At 62.5% G+C, this 15,785-nt stretch carries 14 protein-coding genes; 8 read left to right on the top strand and 6 right to left on the bottom strand.

All coding sequences use genetic code 11. The features are described 5' to 3' along the window. Positions 1–69 precede the first annotated feature (69 nt). The 6 genes from AC3CBN_RS12525 to pilH all read left to right on the top strand — a co-directional run bounded on the left by AC3CBN_RS12525 (position 70) and on the right by pilH (position 8,065). Positions 70–2,910 (top strand): 2-oxoglutarate dehydrogenase E1 component, encoded by a 2,841-nt coding sequence (locus AC3CBN_RS12525; protein WP_488633348.1) that lies wholly within the window; start codon positions 70–72, stop codon positions 2,908–2,910. Between the two features lie 80 nt (positions 2,911–2,990). Further along, on the top strand, positions 2,991–4,199 hold the full coding sequence (gene sucB, locus AC3CBN_RS12520; RefSeq protein ID WP_488633347.1) for a dihydrolipoyllysine-residue succinyltransferase: 1,209 nt from the start codon (positions 2,991–2,993) through the stop codon (positions 4,197–4,199). 134 nt (positions 4,200–4,333) lie between these two features. Continuing rightward, positions 4,334–5,758 carry a dihydrolipoyl dehydrogenase gene (gene lpdA / locus AC3CBN_RS12515; protein WP_488633346.1) on the top strand — a complete coding sequence of 475 codons (1,425 nt, stop codon included), beginning with the start codon at positions 4,334–4,336 and terminating at the stop codon, positions 5,756–5,758. Between the two features lie 233 nt (positions 5,759–5,991). Next, positions 5,992–6,588, top strand: coding sequence for an LOG family protein (locus tag AC3CBN_RS12510; protein WP_488633345.1), 597 nt, complete (start codon positions 5,992–5,994; stop codon positions 6,586–6,588). 35 nt (positions 6,589–6,623) lie between these two features. After that, complete coding sequence (locus tag AC3CBN_RS12505; RefSeq protein ID WP_488633344.1) at positions 6,624–7,631, top strand: YhdH/YhfP family quinone oxidoreductase; 1,008 nt, start codon at positions 6,624–6,626, stop codon at positions 7,629–7,631. Positions 7,632–7,699: 68 nt separating this feature from the next. After that, positions 7,700–8,065, top strand: a complete 366-nt coding sequence (pilH, locus tag AC3CBN_RS12500; protein WP_488633343.1) for a twitching motility response regulator PilH — start codon at positions 7,700–7,702, stop codon at positions 8,063–8,065. A 65-nt stretch (positions 8,066–8,130) separates the two neighbouring features. On the opposite strand, the gene AC3CBN_RS12495 is transcribed toward pilH, so the two are convergent. Further along, positions 8,131–9,027: a DnaJ C-terminal domain-containing protein gene (locus AC3CBN_RS12495; protein WP_488633342.1), complete on the bottom strand. Its 897-nt coding sequence runs from the start codon at positions 9,025–9,027 to the stop codon at positions 8,131–8,133. A gap of 232 nt (positions 9,028–9,259) precedes the next feature. Between AC3CBN_RS12495 and AC3CBN_RS12490 the strand changes: the two genes are divergently transcribed. Then, complete coding sequence (locus AC3CBN_RS12490) at positions 9,260–9,739, top strand: redoxin family protein (protein WP_488633341.1); 480 nt, start codon at positions 9,260–9,262, stop codon at positions 9,737–9,739. A gap of 112 nt (positions 9,740–9,851) precedes the next feature. Then, positions 9,852–10,232 carry a DUF427 domain-containing protein gene (locus AC3CBN_RS12485; RefSeq protein WP_488633340.1) on the top strand — a complete coding sequence of 127 codons (381 nt, stop codon included), beginning with the start codon at positions 9,852–9,854 and terminating at the stop codon, positions 10,230–10,232. A 65-nt stretch (positions 10,233–10,297) separates the two neighbouring features. Here the strand turns inward: AC3CBN_RS12485 and gyrA are convergent, their stop codons facing one another. From gyrA to AC3CBN_RS12460, 5 genes are all read right to left on the bottom strand, one after another. Next, complete coding sequence (gyrA, locus tag AC3CBN_RS12480) at positions 10,298–12,886, bottom strand: DNA gyrase subunit A (protein WP_488633339.1); 2,589 nt, start codon at positions 12,884–12,886, stop codon at positions 10,298–10,300. Between the two features lie 138 nt (positions 12,887–13,024). Beyond that, positions 13,025–13,435: a GtrA family protein gene (locus tag AC3CBN_RS12475; RefSeq protein WP_488633338.1), complete on the bottom strand. Its 411-nt coding sequence runs from the start codon at positions 13,433–13,435 to the stop codon at positions 13,025–13,027. Next, the gene (gene mtnA, locus AC3CBN_RS12470) at positions 13,432–14,445 is read right to left on the bottom strand and encodes an S-methyl-5-thioribose-1-phosphate isomerase (protein WP_488633337.1); all 1,014 of its coding nucleotides are present in this window, start codon (positions 14,443–14,445) and stop codon (positions 13,432–13,434) included. Before mtnA ends, AC3CBN_RS12475 begins: the two co-directional genes overlap by 4 nt. A 57-nt stretch (positions 14,446–14,502) precedes the next feature. Next, positions 14,503–14,688, bottom strand: a complete 186-nt coding sequence (locus AC3CBN_RS12465; protein ID WP_488633336.1) for a PspC domain-containing protein — start codon at positions 14,686–14,688, stop codon at positions 14,503–14,505. A gap of 28 nt (positions 14,689–14,716) precedes the next feature. Then, positions 14,717–15,784, bottom strand: coding sequence for a class III poly(R)-hydroxyalkanoic acid synthase subunit PhaC (locus AC3CBN_RS12460; protein ID WP_488633335.1), 1,068 nt, complete (start codon positions 15,782–15,784; stop codon positions 14,717–14,719). Between the last annotated feature and the right edge of the window lies 1 nt (position 15,785).

Raw genomic sequence — 15,785 nt, 5'->3', positions numbered from 1 at the left:
ATTTTTCCCAGCCATCCGGCCAACCCCGGTCGGAACGGCTGCAAGCTTCCCTTCCTCACCGGTGGTGACGTGAGCACTAATCTGATCCGCGAGTTCTTCGATTCCTCCCAACTCGCCGGCGGTAACGCCGATTATGTCGAACAGCTCTATGAATCCTGGTTGGCAGACCCCTCGTCGGTCTCGGCCGACTGGAGCAAATATTTCGAAACCTTCAAAGGCCGCGAGTCTGGGGATGTGCCCCACTCTGCGGCCATTGCGCGTATAGAAGCCGCGCAAAAGCAGCCCCGCTCCGCCGTTGCTGCCGGTCCGATGGATGACGCCCACGCCCGCAAACAGGCCGGCGTGCTGCGCATCCTCACCGCCTACCGCTCGCGCGGCCATCTGGCCGCCAACCTCGATCCGCTGGGCCTGGCCGAAAAGCTGCCCGCCCCGGATCTGGAGCCCGCATTCCACGGCCTGAGCGACGCCGACCTCGACACCGAGTTCGACTGCGGCAACTTTGCCGGCGGTGGCCAGCGCATGAAGCTGCGTGACCTGATCGCACGTCTGAAGAAGGTGTACACCAACACGCTCGGCGTCGAGTTCATGCACATCAGCAACCATGAACAGCGCAACTGGCTCTACACCCACATGGAGCAGGCCAACGGCAGCGCGGGCCTGGACAAGGCCGGCAAGCAGCGCGTTCTGGCCGAGCTGACCGCGGCAGAAGGCCTGGAGCGCTACCTTCACACCAAGTACGTCGGCCAGAAGCGCTTCTCGCTGGAAGGCGGCGACAGCCTGATCCCGATGGTGGACGACGTGGTCCGCTTCGCAGGCGACAACGGCATCAAGGAAGTCGTGATCGGCATGGCCCACCGCGGCCGCCTCAACATGCTGGTCAACATCCTCGGCAAGCCGCCGCGCACGCTGTTCAACGAATTCGAAGGCAAGTTCGATCATCCAGATGATCCCGCGCACTCGGGCGACGTGAAGTACCACATGGGCTTCTCCGCCGACGTCAAGACGCCCAACGGCGGCACCCACGTCGCGCTGGCGTTCAACCCGTCGCACCTTGAGATCGTCAACCCGGTGGTCGCCGGTTCCGTGCACGCGCGCCAGACGCGCCGCCGCGACACCGAGCGCAAGCAGTCGCTGGCTGTGCTGGTGCACGGTGATGCGGCGCTGGCCGGCCAGGGCGTGAACATGGAATTGTTCAACATGTCGCAGGCCCGCGGCTTCAAGATCGGTGGCAGCCTGCACATCGTGGTGAACAACCAGGTGGGCTTCACCACCTCCAATCCGCAGGACGCCCGCTCCACGCTGTACTGCACCGACCTGGCCAAGATGGTCAATGCGCCGGTGTTCCACGTGAACGGCGACGACCCGGAAGCTGTGATCCAGGCCACCCGCCTGGCTTACGACTTCCGCAAGCAGTTCCGCAAGGACGTCGTGCTCGACCTGGTGTGCTACCGCCGCCACGGCCATAACGAGGCCGACGAGCCGGCAGCCACCCAGCCGGTGATGTACCAGATCATCCGCAAGCGCCCGACCACCCGCGACCTGTACGCACAGCAGCTGGTGAAGGAAGGCGTCATCGCCGACGGCGACGCGCAGAAGATGTTCGACGAGTACCGCGCCCGCCTTGAGGCCGGCGAATCGATGACCGAGCTGACCACCGCGCTCATCAAGGACATCGAGGTCGATTGGGACCAGTTCATCGGTGGCAAGCTGTCGACCCAGACCCCTACCGGCGTATCCAAGCAGCGCCTGGTCGAGCTGGCCAACCAGATCCTGAAGTTCCCCAAGGACCTGACCCTGCAGTCGCGCGTTGCCAAGATCTACGACGACCGCGCCAAGATGGCCAGAGGCGAGCAGCCGGGCGACTGGGGCTTTGCCGAAAATCTCGCCTACGCCACGCTCATCGACGAGAACTACAACCTGCGCCTAGTTGGCCAGGACTGCGGTCGCGGCACGTTCTTCCATCGCCACGCGGTGCTGCATGACCAGAGCACCGGCTACACCTATATGCCGCTGGCCAATATCCGCGATGGTGCCGATGTCGAAGTGATCGACTCGCTGCTCAGCGAAGAGGCGGTGATGGCGTTCGAGTACGGCAGCTCCACCACCGACCCCTACACGCTGCATATCTGGGAAGGCCAGTTCGGCGACTTCGCCAATGGCGCGCAGGTGGTGATCGACCAGTTCATCAGCTCGGGCGAATCGAAGTGGAACCGCCTCTGCGGCCTGGCGCTGTTCCTGCCGCATGGCTATGAAGGTCAGGGTCCGGAGCACTCTTCGGCTCGCCTGGAGCGCTTCCTGCAGCTGTGCGCGCTGGACAACATGCAGGTCTGCGTGCCCACCACGCCGGCCCAGGCGTTCCACATGATCCGCCGCCAGATGGTGCGCCCGGCGCGCAAGCCGCTGATCGTGATGACACCCAAGTCGCTGCTGCGTCACAAGCTGGCTGTTTCCACGCTGGACGAACTGGCCACCGGCAGCTTCCAGCTGGTGATTCCGGAGCATCGCGAACTGACCGCCAAAAAGGTCAAGCGCGTGGTGCTGTGCTCGGGCAAGGTCTATTACGACCTGCTGGAAGACGCAGAGAAGCGCGGTCTCACCGACGTGGCCATCATGCGCGTGGAACAGCTCTATCCGTTCCCGCGCCCGGAAGTCACCGCCGAGCTTGAGAAGTACCCGGCCGCCAAGGAAGTCATCTGGTGTCAGGAAGAGCCAATGAACCAGGGTGCGTGGTTCCAGATTCGCCACCACCTGCAGGCCTGTGTCAGCAGCAAGCAGAGTCTCTCCTACGCGGGACGCTCCCGCTCGCCGGCTCCGGCCGCGGGCCACCTCAATACCCATGTCGCTGAACAGGCGGCGCTCGTCGGGCAGGCACTGGTCGCGCCGATCGGCACCGACCACGCGGCAGAATAAAGAAACTTAAAAGTGCGGCCATGGATGGCCGCTTTTTGACCTTAGCGTTCAGGGATGAACGCACTCATTAAGGAAAACACATGTCTATCGAAGTCAAAGTTCCCGTCCTGCCCGAGTCTGTCTCCGACGCTACCATCGCCACCTGGCACAAGAAGGCCGGTGATGCAGTTAAGCGCGATGAGAACCTGGTCGACCTGGAAACCGACAAGGTGGTGCTGGAAGTACCCTCCCCGGTCGACGGCGTGATCAAGGAACTGAAGTTCCAGACTGGCGACACCGTAAACAGCCAGCAGGTCATCGCGGTGATCGAGGAAAGCGCCGTCGCTGCTGCCGCCCCGGCCGCTGCACCCGTTGCTGCCGCTCCGACTCCGGCCGCTGCCGCCCCCGCTGCTCCGCAAGCCGCCGCCAAGGGCACTGAAGGCCTTTCCCCGGCAGGCCTGCGCGTTGCCACCGAACAGCAGATCGATCCCTCCAAGGTCTCCGGCACCGGCCGCGATGGCCGCGTGACCAAGGAAGACCTGGTCAACTACGGCAAGGGTGGCTCGACTCCGGCCGTCGCTGCGGCAGCCGCCAAGCCGACCCCGGGCGCTCGTCCGGAAGAGCGCGTGCCGATGACGCGCATGCGTGCTCGTATCGCCGAACGCCTGATGCAGTCGAAGAACTCCATCGCCATGCTGACCTCGTTCAACGAGGTGAACCTGGCCGAAGTGGTGAAGATGCGTAAGACGCTGGGCGAGCAGTTCGAGAAGGCCAACGGCGTGAAGCTGGGCTTCATGAGCTTCTTCGTGAAAGCCGCCGCGGAGGCACTGAAGCGTTACCCGGTGGTCAATGCCTCGGTCGACGGCAACGACATCATCTATCACGGCTACCAGGACATCTCCATTGCCGTGTCCACCGAGAAGGGTCTGGTGACACCGGTGCTGCGCGACGTGCAGGACATGGGCTTCGCCGATGTCGAGAAGGGCATTCTCAACTACGCCAAGAAGGCGCGCGACGGCAAGCTCGGTCTCGATGACCTGCAGGGCGGCACCTTCACCATCACCAACGGCGGCACCTTCGGTTCGCTGCTGTCCACGCCGATCGTCAACCCGCCGCAGAGCGCCATCCTTGGCATGCACGCCATCAAGGAGCGCGCCATCGTCGAGAACGGCCAGGTGATCGCCGCGCCGATGATGTACATCGCGCTCAGCTACGACCACCGCATCATCGACGGCAAGGACGCGGTGCTGTTCCTGGTCGACATCAAGAACCAGCTCGAGAACCCGCAGCGCATGCTGCTGGGCATTTGAGCGTCCCGCTCAAATGCCAAATAGGTAACGAAGCTCTGGCGGCGAGACGTGCGATCTCATCCACGCTCGCCGCACAAAATCCCCCGCTCCACCCCGCCGCGCTCCTAAGGCACGGTCGATAGCCAGGAAAAACCATGAGCGAAAAATTCGACGTCATCGTCATCGGCGCCGGCCCTGCCGGTTATGTGGCCGCGATCCGCGCCGCGCAGCTGGGCCTGAAGACCGCCTGCGTGGACGCCTTTGTCGGCAAGGATGGCAAGCAGGCCCTCGGCGGTACCTGCCTCAATGTGGGCTGCATCCCGTCCAAGGCGCTGCTCGACTCGTCCAAGCAGTTCTACAACATCGCGCACAATCTGCCGGTGCACGGCATCACCGTGGAAGGCGCCAAAGTCGACCTGGGCACGTTCATTGGCCGCAAGGACAAGATCGTCAAGCAGTTCACCGGCGGCATCGGTCAGCTGTTCAAGGCCAACAAGGTCACGCCGTTCTTCGGTACCGGCAAGCTGCTCAAGGGTAACGACGTCGAGATCACCGGCAACGACGGTTCCAAGCAGACCATCAGCGCCACCAACGTGATCCTCGCTTCCGGCTCGGTGCCGATCGAGCTGCCGTTCGCGAAGTTCGACAACAAGTTCATCGTCGACAACGCCGGCGCGCTGGATTTCACCGAAGTGCCGAAGCGCCTGGGCGTGATCGGTGCCGGCGTGATCGGCCTGGAACTGGGCAGCGTGTGGAAGCGCCTGGGTTCGGACACGACCGTGCTCGAAGCGCTGCCGGACTTCCTCAGCGTCGCGGATGCGGACATCGCCAAGATCGCCGCGAAGGAATTCGCCAAGCTGGGCCTGAACATCAAGCTGGGCGCCAAGCTCACCAAGGCCGAGATCAAGGGCAACGAAGTCGCCCTGACCTATGAAGACAAGGACGGCGCGCACGAGCTCACCGTCGACAAGCTGCTGGTGGCCGTGGGCCGCCGAGCCTACACCGACGGCCTGCTGGCCGCCGACACTGGCGTGAAGCTGGACGAGCGCGGCCGCATCGTGGTCGACGAGCACAACCACACTGGCGTCGACGGCGTGTGGGCTATCGGTGACGCCGTGCGCGGCCCGATGCTGGCGCACAAGGGTTCCGAGGAAGGCGTGGCGGTGGCCGAGTGGATCGCCGGCAAGGCTGGCCACATCAACCTCGACACCGTGCCGTGGGTGATCTACACCGAGCCGGAAATCGCCTGGGCTGGCAAGACCGAGAAGGAACTGAAGGACGCTGGTGTGCCGTACAAGGTCGGCACCTTCCCGTTCGCCGCCATCGGCCGCGCTGTGGCCATGAACGAAGCCATCGGCCAGGTGAAGATGATCGCCCACGCCGAAACTGACCGTATCCTCGGCGTGCACATGGTTGGCCCCGGTGTGTCCGAGCTGATCGCCGAGTGCGTGGTGGCGATGGAGTTCAAGGGCTCGTCCGAAGACCTGGCCCGCATCGTCCATGCCCACCCGACGCTGTCGGAAGCCGTACACGAAGCCGCCCTATCGGTCGACAAGCGCGCGATCCACAAGGGTAACTAAGCCCTGCGGCAAGGCCAACGCGGCCCGCTCGTGGCGACATGGGCGGGCCGTTGGTTTTTGTGGCATATATCAAGGCATAGCCTTCACCTCACGTCATTCCGGCGAAAGCCGGAATTCAGTGCCTTCGGCTTCGGACATTAAAGACGCTGGATGACCAGCTTCACCGTTTTAAAACACCTCCGGCTTTCGCCGGAATGACGAACTCAACTTTTCTGCGCACTACAAAGCATCCCATGCCCCAACCCAAAGCCCTTTGCGTCTACTGCGGCTCCAGCAGCGGAAGTCATCCCGACTATGTCGAGCAAGCTCGCGCCTTTGGCGCTGAGATGGCGCGGCGCGGCATCGCCCTAGTTTATGGCGGAGGGAAGGTCGGGCTGATGGGCACGGTGGCGGACGCCGTGCTCGCTGGTGGCGGCCAGGTGATCGGCGTCATTCCGCGTCAGCTGGTTGACCTGGAAGTGGCGCACGCCGGCCTTACCGAGCTGGTTGTGGTGGAAACCATGCACCAGCGCAAAACACGCATGTTCGAACTGTCCGACGCTTATGTGGCACTGCCCGGTGGCTTCGGCACGATGGACGAAATGTTCGAGATGCTGACATGGTCGCAGCTCGGATTGCATCGCTATCCGTGTGCCTTCCTCGATGTGCGCGGCTACTACACACAGCTGCGCGCGATGATGGATCACATGGTGACCGAACGTTTCGTGCGCCCCGAGCAGCGCGAAAGTGTATGGTTTGGTGAGGACATGCAGCATCTTTTCGACTGGATGGAAAGCTTCGAGGGCGTCTATACGCCCAAATGGATCGACCGCAGCAGCGTCAAGGCCTGAGCGAAGACCCGGCGCGTATCACCACAGGATTGGCCATGAGCACACCCAGCGCCTTTCGCGCCTTTCGCATTCACAATGACGCCTCGGGCTACCGTGGCGGTATCGAGACGATCAGTGCCGATGACCTGAGTGCAGGGGAAGTCCTGATCCAGGTGGCCTACTCCTCCGTCAACTACAAGGACGCGCTGGCCGGCACCGGCAAGGGCAAGATCCTTCGCCAATACCCGCTCATTGGTGGCATCGACGCGGCGGGCACGGTTGTTGCGTCCACCAACCCGGCCTTCAAGGAAGGCGATGCCGTGCTCTGTACCGGTAGCGGGCTTTCGGAAGTCCGCGATGGTGGCTACGGCGAGTTCATCCGCCTGCCTTCGGCCTGGACCATTCCGCTACCGAAGGGGCTTAGCCTGCGCGAAAGCATGATCATCGGTACGGCCGGCTTTACGGCCGCACTGTCGCTGCTGCGCATGCTGGACAACCGCCAGACCCAGACGCTGGGCCCGATCGCCGTTACGGGCGCCACCGGCGGCGTGGGCATGCTGGCCATCGATATCTTTACCCGCGCCGGCTACGCCGTGCACGCCATCAGCGGCAAGGCTTCGCATTTCGATTTCCTGCGTGACCTGGGTGCCGCCGAGTGCATCGACCGACACCAACTGGCCTTCAGTGGCAAGCCAATGGATACGGCCCGCTTCGGCGGTGCGCTCGACAACGTCGGCGGCGCCATGCTGGCCGGCCTGCTGCCGCTGATCGCGCCCTACGGTAATGTCGCCATCTGCGGCAATGCGGGTGGCATCGGCTTCGAAAGCACCGTCATGCCTTTCATCATCCGTGGCGCCAGCCTGCTCGGCATTGCTTCTGCCGGCACGGCGCGCGACATCCGCGACAGCGTGTGGCAGCACCTCGCCACCGACTGGAAGCCGCAACATCTTGAGCGCATTGCCACGCGCGAGGTCACGCTGGAGCAATTGCCCGAAGTATTCGATCGCATGCTCTCCGGCGAATCATTCGGGCGTACTCTGGTACGCGTTGGCGCGGCCGTATGAGCGCCGCGCTTGGAAGCTTGGCGACAGCGTCTTAGAATCCATCGAAACAACAAGGGGAATTCCACCTTATGGCACGCATCCTGATCGTCGACGATTCGCCGTCGCAGTTGCTGGGCATCAAGCGCATCGTCGAAAAGCTCGGGCACGAGGCGCTTACCGCAGAAGACGGCGCAGCGGGTGTCGAAGCGGCCAAGCGTGAGCGTCCCGACCTGATCCTGATGGACGTGGTGATGCCCAACCTCAACGGGTTCCAGGCCACCCGCACGATCAGCAAGGATCCTGAAACCTCGCACATCCCGGTCGTGTTGGTCACCACCAAGGATCAGGAAACCGACAAGGTGTGGGGGCTGCGCCAGGGCGCGAAAGCCTACGTCACCAAGCCGATCAAGGAAGAAGAATTGGTAAGCACGCTCAAGGAACTGCTGCCCGTCTGACCGGGCGCGCTCCACGAAAAAAAACGGCGCCATAGGCGCCGCTTTTTTTGGCTGCCCAACCAGGCTCACTGGCGCGGGTTGTAGTCGGCGAACTGTTCGCGCAAGGCCTCGTAGGCCACTCGCTGCGCGTCGGTATCGGCCACCGGCGCCCTGATCGACAATTCCACCAACTGGTCGCCCGGATGCGCCCCCGGCAAGCCGCGCCCCTTCAGACGCAACTTGCGTCCCGTCTGGGAGCCCGCCGGAATGCGCAAGTCCACCGTGCCCGCCAGCGTCGGCACCGGCAGCGTGGCACCCAGGGCAGCTTCCCACGGCGCGATCGGTAATACATGCAGTACATTCCGGCCATCCAGGCGGAAGCGCGCATCGTCGCGAATACCTACTTCTAGCAGCAGGTCGCCGTTTGGAGCGCCACCCATGCCGCCATGACCCTGACCAGCCAGGCGGATGACCTGCCCCGGCTGGATACCGGCCGGGATCTTCACTTCCAGCACCCGCTCTCCGCCGCGCCCGTCCTGCAAGGCCAGTCGTGTTTTGCCACCGTCGAACGCTGTCTGCAGATCGATCTGCACATGTGCATGCACATCGCCACCACGGCGCGCGTGAGGTGCCCCACGTGAACCGGCGCCGCGCCCGAACAGGCTCTCGAAGAAATCGCTGAAATCGCCACCGCCATCGCCACCGAAATCAAAGCCATGGCTCTGGCCCCAGCCCGGCGGCGGACGGAACTGCTCGCCGCCGCGATATCCGCCTGCGCGCAGCTCGTCATAGGCACGGCGCTTTTCGGCGTCACGAAGCACTTCGTTGGCTTCATTGATCGCCTTGAACTTGTCTTCGGCTCCGGCGTCCTTGTTCTTGTCCGGGTGATACTTCCTGGCCAGCTTTCGATAGGCGACCTTGATCTCGGCCTCCGTGGCCTCCGGCTTTACACCCAAGATGTCGTAATAATCTTTGAATTCCACTGCCACTCCCCGGCGATCAATCCGCTCAGCCCGGTGCGAAGGAAATCATGGTCCCCCGCCAACCGGCCGGCAACGCAACACTCGCCCGACTCGTATGGGTGATACATGGCGATGTCTCGCCACCCTCTCTATGGTTGGGCAAATGGGTGCGAAAGTCGCGTGATTCAAGGCGACAAGCCGCCTGCATGGCGCTAGCATCCCGCTCCTATCCCATCACCACAGGCATCCCCTCATGAGCATCCAGGTCGGCCAGACGTTGCCCGACGTCGAGATTCGCGCCATCGGCGCAAAGATCGAGCAAGCCCAAACCGGTCCACTGTTTGCCGGCCGCAAGGTGGTGATGTTCGCGGTGCCAGGCGCCTTCACTCCGACCTGCTCCAATCGTCACTTGCCAGGTTATGTGCAGCAATTTGCCCAGTTCCAGGCACGCGGCATCGATGTGATGTGCCTGGCGGTCAACGATGCCTACGTCATGCAGGCCTGGGCCACCTCGCAGAATGTTCCGCACGAACTGCTGATGCTGGCCGACGGCAATGGCAGCTTCGCCAGCGCACTTGGCCTTGAGCTGGATGGCAGTGGCTACGGAATGGGCCTGCGCTCCAAGCGCTTTGCGCTGTATGCCGAAGACGGCGTAGTGAAGCTGTTGCAAGTCGAAGCGCCGGGCGAATTCCGCGTATCGACGGCTGAAGCGATGCTGGAAGCAATCGGTTGATGGGACTCGGCCAAGCTCGCCAGACGGACGGCTATCTGAATGAGCCGCCTGGCGCGCCCCTGACAGAAAAAGGGAGTAGCCTCGTTACTCCCCATTCCGCGAAACCGATGCCATGACCAGCAAAGAGCGGCGGATACCTGGACCAGACCATCCCATCGGCATCACGCCCAATCCTGCCCATATCGTGGTCCGCGTGTCAGGGCGTGTCGTGGCCGATACGCGCTCAGCGCTGAGCCTGCGCGAAGCCTCGTATCCGGTGGTGCAATACATTCCGCGCAAGGACGTGGACATGTCGCTGCTTGTACGCACCGATCGACACACCTACTGTCCCTACAAGGGCGACTGCTCGTACTACAGCATCCCGTCGGGTGGCGAGCGCACCATCGATGCTGTCTGGACGTATGAGGATCCTTATCCGGCTGTCGCCGCGATCAAGGAATATCTGGCGTTCTATCCCGAACGCGTCGATATGATCGAAGAATCCGCGGATTGAAGACCGCGCTCCTTAAAAAAAGAAACCCGGCGATGCCGGGTTCTTTTTTTACATGAAGCGATGAATCACTCGGCGTCGTTGGGCGCATCCGCAACAGGTTCAGCCTGACCTTCCTCGCCTTCACCGTTCTCGACTTCCGCATCAAGACGAACCACGCTTACCAGCGATTCTTCGGTGGGCAGACGGATCAGCGTGACACCCTGAGTATTACGGCTGAGCTGCGAGATTTCGGCCACGCGCGTGCGCACCAACGTGCCCTGATCGGAGATCAGCATCAGCTCGTGCGCCTCGGTAACCTGCGTGGCGGCGACCAACGCACCGTTACGCTCGGAACACTGGATACCGATCACACCCTGCGTACCGCGGCCCTTCTTCGGGAACTCGTCGAGTGCAGTGCGCTTGCCATAGCCACGTTCAGTCGCCGTAAGGACGTCCCCCTCGGCGGCCACGATCAGCGACACCACATTCGCCTCGTCGGCCAACTTCATGCCGCGCACACCCGTTGCGGTACGTCCCATCGAACGGACTTCCGACTCATCGAAGCGTACGGTTTTGCCGTTGGAGGCAAACAGCAGCACGTCGCTGTTGCCATCGGTGAGTTCCACACCGATCAGCGCATCGCCCTCATCGAGGTTGATCGCGATCTTGCCCTTCTGCAGCTGGAACGCGAACTCGGTGAGCGGCGTCTTCTTCACCGTACCCCGCTTGGTGGCAAAGAACACGAAGCGGTCGTCGGTGTATTCGCGCACCGGCAATACAGCCTGCACCTTTTCACCCTCGCCTAGCGGCAACAGATTCACCATTGGTTTGCCACGCGCGTTCGGTCCTGACTCCGGCATCTGGTACACCTTGAGCCAGTACACGCGACCGATGCTGGTGAAGGCCAGCAGCGTGTCATGCGTGTTGACCACCCAAAGCTGCTCGACGAAATCCTCGTCCTTCAACGCGGAGGCCGAGCGGCCCTTGCCGCCACGACGCTGCGCACGATACGTGCTGGCCGGTTGGCGCTTCACGTAACCGGTATGCGACAGCGTAACGACCACGTCTTCCGGCGCGATCAGGTCGAGTACGTTGAGATCTTCCTGCGAATGCTGGATCTCGGTGCGACGTTCGTCGCCGAACTCTTCCTTGATGACTTCCAGTTCGCCGCGGATCACCGTAAGCAGGCGCGCGGGGTCTTCGAGGATTTCGATCAAGCCGCGGATCGTCTCGAGAATCTGGCGGTATTCGTCGGAAAGCTTGTCCTGCTCCAAGCCGGTGAGGCGGTGCAGGCGCATGGCCAGGATTTCCTGGGCCTGCACTTCGGACAACTGATAGCCATCGCTCTTGAGGCCATCGCGCGGATCCATGTCTTCCGGTCGCGAGGCTTCGGCACCGGCGGCGCCAAGCAACGCGCTCACCATGCCCGGCTGCCACTTGCGCGCGAGCATGCGCTCGCGTGCTTCCTGCGGCGAGGCCGAGTTACGGATCAGCTCGATCATCTCATCGATGTTGGCGAGCGCAACAGTGAGACCTTCCAGAATATGCGCGCGGGCACGGGCCTTGCGCAGCTCGAAGATAGTCCGGCGCGTCACCACTTCACGGCGGTGACGAATAAACGCCTCGAGGATGTCCTTGAGGTTGAGCAGGCGCGGTTGGCCGTCCAAAAGGGCGACCATGTTGATGCCGAAGGTGACCTGCAGCTGCGTCTGCTGGAACAGGTTGTTGAGCACCACGTCGGCCATCGCATCGCGACGGATCTCGATCACCACGCGCATGCCGTCTTTGTCGGACTCGTCGCGCAGCTCGCTGATGCCCTCGAGCTTCTTTTCCTTGACCAGCTCGGCGATCTTCTCGATCAGGCGAGCCTTGTTCACCTGGTACGGCAGCTCGTGAACGATGATCGTCTCGCGACCGTTCGACTCAGTCTCGATCTCCGCCCGCGCACGCACGAGGATGCGGCCTCGGCCGGTACGGTAGGCCTCGATGATGCCGGAGGAACCGTTGATGATGCCCGCGGTCGGGAAATCCGGACCCGGGATGTACTGCATCAGGTCCTCGATCGACAACGTGGGATCGTCGATCAGGCCAATAGTGGCGGCGACAACTTCGTTGAGATTGTGCGGTGGCACGTTCGTGGCCATGCCCACCGCGATGCCCGCCGAACCATTGATCAGCAGGTTCGGTACGCGCGTGGGCAGCACCAGCGGCTCGTGCTCGCTCTCGTCGTAGTTGGGGCCGAAATCAACGGTGTCCTTGTCGATGTCGGCCAGCAGCTCCTGCGTAAGGCGCGACATGCGCACCTCGGTGTATCGCATGGCAGCGGCGTTGTCGCCGTCCACCGAACCGAAGTTACCCTGGCCATCGACGAGCATGTAGCGCAGCGAGAACGGCTGGGCCATGCGCACGATCGCGTCGTAAACCGAGGCGTCGCCGTGCGGGTGGTATTTACCGATGACGTCACCGACCACGCGGGCCGATTTCTTGTAAGCCTTGTTCCAGGCGTTGCCTAGTTCGTTCATGGCAAACAGCACGCGGCGGTGTACCGGCTTCAGACCATCGCGGGCATCTGGAAGGGCGCGGCCCACGATCACGCTCATGGCGTAATCGAGGTAGCTTTGACGCATCTCGTCTTCGATGTTGACGCGAATGACTTCTTTGGCGAGTTCTGCCATCAATCGGCTTCCCTGATGATGAAAAAGGCCGCAGTGAGCGCAGCTCGGATGAGTGCGCTAGCGGCCCGAAAGGCAACTCCGAAAGTGTAACACGTTTGTCGCTGAATTCACAGTATTTTCACATTGAAAATCAATGGCTTACGTTGACGTCTTGGCGCTCTTGAAAAGCACTCCGCGAGCTGTCGCGAAATTGACCAGCGAAGCTGCGGCCGAACTCGCCGCCACCGCCACGGCCGGCCAACGATGCAGCCACGGATACACCATGAGAATCGCAGCGTAAGCACCGTAGTTGACCACCGCGCCCACGCTCATCAGCGCGATCCAATGCAGCCATTCGGCACGCAGCGAGCGGCCACTGTCCCGATGTGCAAACGTGTACCGACGGTTCCACAGCCAGGTTGCCGTGGCTGCGGAAAGGAAAGAGACCACGCGGGCGACATAGGGATTCCAATGCCCCCAACTAACCAATGCCTGCACCACACCGGCATCGACTATCAGGCCGATGGTGCCGCCTATACCGAACAGCAGCACCTGACGACGCAGGCTCATCGACCGAACATGGCCTGCATGGCGAGCGTGGTCGGGCGTTCGATCACGCCGCGCTCGGTGACGATGGCGTCGATCAGGTCGGCCGGCGTGACGTCGAATACGGGATTCCACGCCTGTGCGCCCTCGACCACGGTGCGACGACCGGCTACCGAAAGCAGTTCCGCCGAATCGCGCAGCTCGATCTCGATGTCTTCGCCTGACGCGGTGGCCATGTCGACCGTGGACGATGGCGCCGCCACCATGAACTTCACCCCGTGGTGGCGCGCGGCGATGGCCAGCTGATAGGTACCGATCTTGTTGGCGGTATCGCCGTTGGCGGCAATGCGGTCAGCACCGACGATGACCCATTGCACCGCACCCGAGCGCATCAGGTGGGACGCGGCCGAATCGGCGATGAGCTTGGCGGGGATGCCGTCGCGCACCAATTCCCACATGGTCAGGCGTGCGCCCTGCTGCCACGGCCGCGTCTCGCCGGCATAAACCTGTTCGATGTGTCCGCTTGCCACACCGGCGCGTATCACGCCCAGCGCCGTGCCGAAGCCCGCCGTTGCCAGCGACCCGGTATTGCAGTGGGTAAGCACGCCCGAATGCGGTGCAATCAGGGCTGCTCCCAAACTACCCATATGGCGGTTGGCAGCCAGATCCTCGTCCTGGATCGCCTGTGCCTCACGCTCCAGCGCCGACGCATCGGCGCCGGCGGCAATGCGTGCCTTCATGCGATCAAGCGCCCACATCAGGTTGACCGCCGTGGGACGCGCCGCGCGCAGTGCGGTCAGCGCCGCGTCGAGCGGTTCACCCTGCTTGGCTGCCAGCACTACGCCCCAAGCTGCAGCGATGCCGATGGCCGGCGCACCGCGAACGGCGAGATCCTTGATGGCCTGCGTCACCTGGCCAGCCGTGTTGCAGTCGATCCAGCGCTCCTCCTGCGGCAACAGGCGCTGATCGAGCAATCGTAGGTGGTCACCCTGCCATTGCACGGCACGGATGCGGTCGTAGCGGTCGAAATCCATAAACGGTCTTGCCAATCGAAGTAAACGGAAAGCGGGCGTTATGCCCGCAACGGGAAATCAGGGACCGTCGGGCATCAGCAGCCACAGCACCAGATAGGCCACGATGCCCGAACCTCCAAGAAACGTGAGGAGCACCCACAGCACGCGGACCAAGGTCGGATCCCAGCCCAGATAATCGGCGATGCCACCGCAGACGCCGGCAACCTTTCTGTCGGTGAGCGAACGGTGCAGACGCTTTTCCATGATCGATGCCCTCTCCCTTGGTGTGAACTCAGTTTCGCGTACTGAGCCACTGATGGATAGCCGGCGGCACTTCGCGCTGTGCGCGCCCGGAAACATAGATCCCGATGTGCCCGCCCTTGAATGCCAGCTGCGTGTAGTCGGTAGTGCCCACATGACGACCCAACGCACGTGAAGCGTCCGGCGGCACGAGATGATCCTGCTCGGCAAAGATGTTCAATACAGGCTGCGTGATCATGCCCAGGTCCACCGGCTTGCCGCCAATCACCAGTTCGCCCTTGACCAGCTTGTTCTGCTGATAGAACTCCTTGATGAATTCGCGGAATGCTTCGCCTGCCTGGTCCGGCGAATCAAAGATCCACCGTTCCATGCGAAGGAAGTTCTGCAGCTCCTTGGGGTTGTCGAGAATGTCGACCAGGCCCACATACTTTTGCTGGTTAAGTCGCACCGGCTTGAGCGTGAGATACACCCAGTTGAGCAGCTCCGCGGGAATGTTGCCCATGGTGTCGACAAAGCGGTCGATATCCAGCTCACGCGACCAGTGCGAGAGCATGTTGTCCGGCGTCTGAAAATCCACCGGCGTAACCATGGTGATCAGGTTCTTGACCTTCTCTGCATGGGTGGCCGCATAGCACAGCGAGAACGTACCGCCCTGGCAAATGCCGAGCAGGTTGATCGCATCGACACCGGCGTCGCGGCTCACGGCATCCACGCAGCGATCGAGGTAGCCGTTGATGTAGTCATCCAATGTCAGCCAGCGATCGGCGCCATCGGGATAACCCCAATCCAGCAGATAGACGTCCTCACCCTGCTCCAGCAGGTTGCGAACCATCGAGCGGTCGTCCTGCAGGTCGGTCATCCATACCGTGTTGACCAGTGCATAGACGATCAGCGTCGGCGTTTTCGCCGTAGGCGCGCCCTGCCCCTTCATATGCCATACGGTGAGCTTGTCTTCGCGATAGACAGCTTCGCGCGGGGTATTGGCGTATTCGGGCTCGGTCTGGTGCGCAAGATTGCCCAGCCCACTGGCCAGCTTGCGCTGGAAGGCTGAGATCTCACCCAACAGTGCGGCCGGATCGAGGCGTAGCGGCGGAAACATC

It is taken from the genome of Dyella sp. OK584 (assembly GCF_057787755.1).
This window is presented reverse-complemented; position numbering and strand designations above follow the sequence as displayed.

Excerpts from the sequence above, each read along its gene's own strand:
- AC3CBN_RS12510 (WP_488633345.1), top strand. The coding sequence starts at position 5,992 with ATGCCCCAACCCAAAGCCCTTTGCGTCTACTGCGGCTCCAGCAGCGGA.
- lpdA (WP_488633346.1), top strand. The coding sequence starts at position 4,334 with ATGAGCGAAAAATTCGACGTCATCGTCATCGGCGCCGGCCCTGCCGGT.
- pilH (WP_488633343.1), top strand. The coding sequence starts at position 7,700 with ATGGCACGCATCCTGATCGTCGACGATTCGCCGTCGCAGTTGCTGGGC.
- gyrA (WP_488633339.1), bottom strand. The coding sequence starts at position 12,886 with ATGGCAGAACTCGCCAAAGAAGTCATTCGCGTCAACATCGAAGACGAG.
- AC3CBN_RS12475 (WP_488633338.1), bottom strand. The coding sequence starts at position 13,435 with ATGAGCCTGCGTCGTCAGGTGCTGCTGTTCGGTATAGGCGGCACCATC.
- AC3CBN_RS12465 (WP_488633336.1), bottom strand. The coding sequence starts at position 14,688 with ATGGAAAAGCGTCTGCACCGTTCGCTCACCGACAGAAAGGTTGCCGGC.
- sucB (WP_488633347.1), top strand. The coding sequence starts at position 2,991 with ATGTCTATCGAAGTCAAAGTTCCCGTCCTGCCCGAGTCTGTCTCCGAC.
- mtnA (WP_488633337.1), bottom strand. The coding sequence starts at position 14,445 with ATGGATTTCGACCGCTACGACCGCATCCGTGCCGTGCAATGGCAGGGT.
- AC3CBN_RS12490 (WP_488633341.1), top strand. The coding sequence starts at position 9,260 with ATGAGCATCCAGGTCGGCCAGACGTTGCCCGACGTCGAGATTCGCGCC.
- AC3CBN_RS12505 (WP_488633344.1), top strand. The coding sequence starts at position 6,624 with ATGAGCACACCCAGCGCCTTTCGCGCCTTTCGCATTCACAATGACGCC.
- AC3CBN_RS12485 (WP_488633340.1), top strand. The coding sequence starts at position 9,852 with ATGACCAGCAAAGAGCGGCGGATACCTGGACCAGACCATCCCATCGGC.
- AC3CBN_RS12460 (WP_488633335.1), bottom strand. The coding sequence starts at position 15,784 with ATGTTTCCGCCGCTACGCCTCGATCCGGCCGCACTGTTGGGTGAGATC.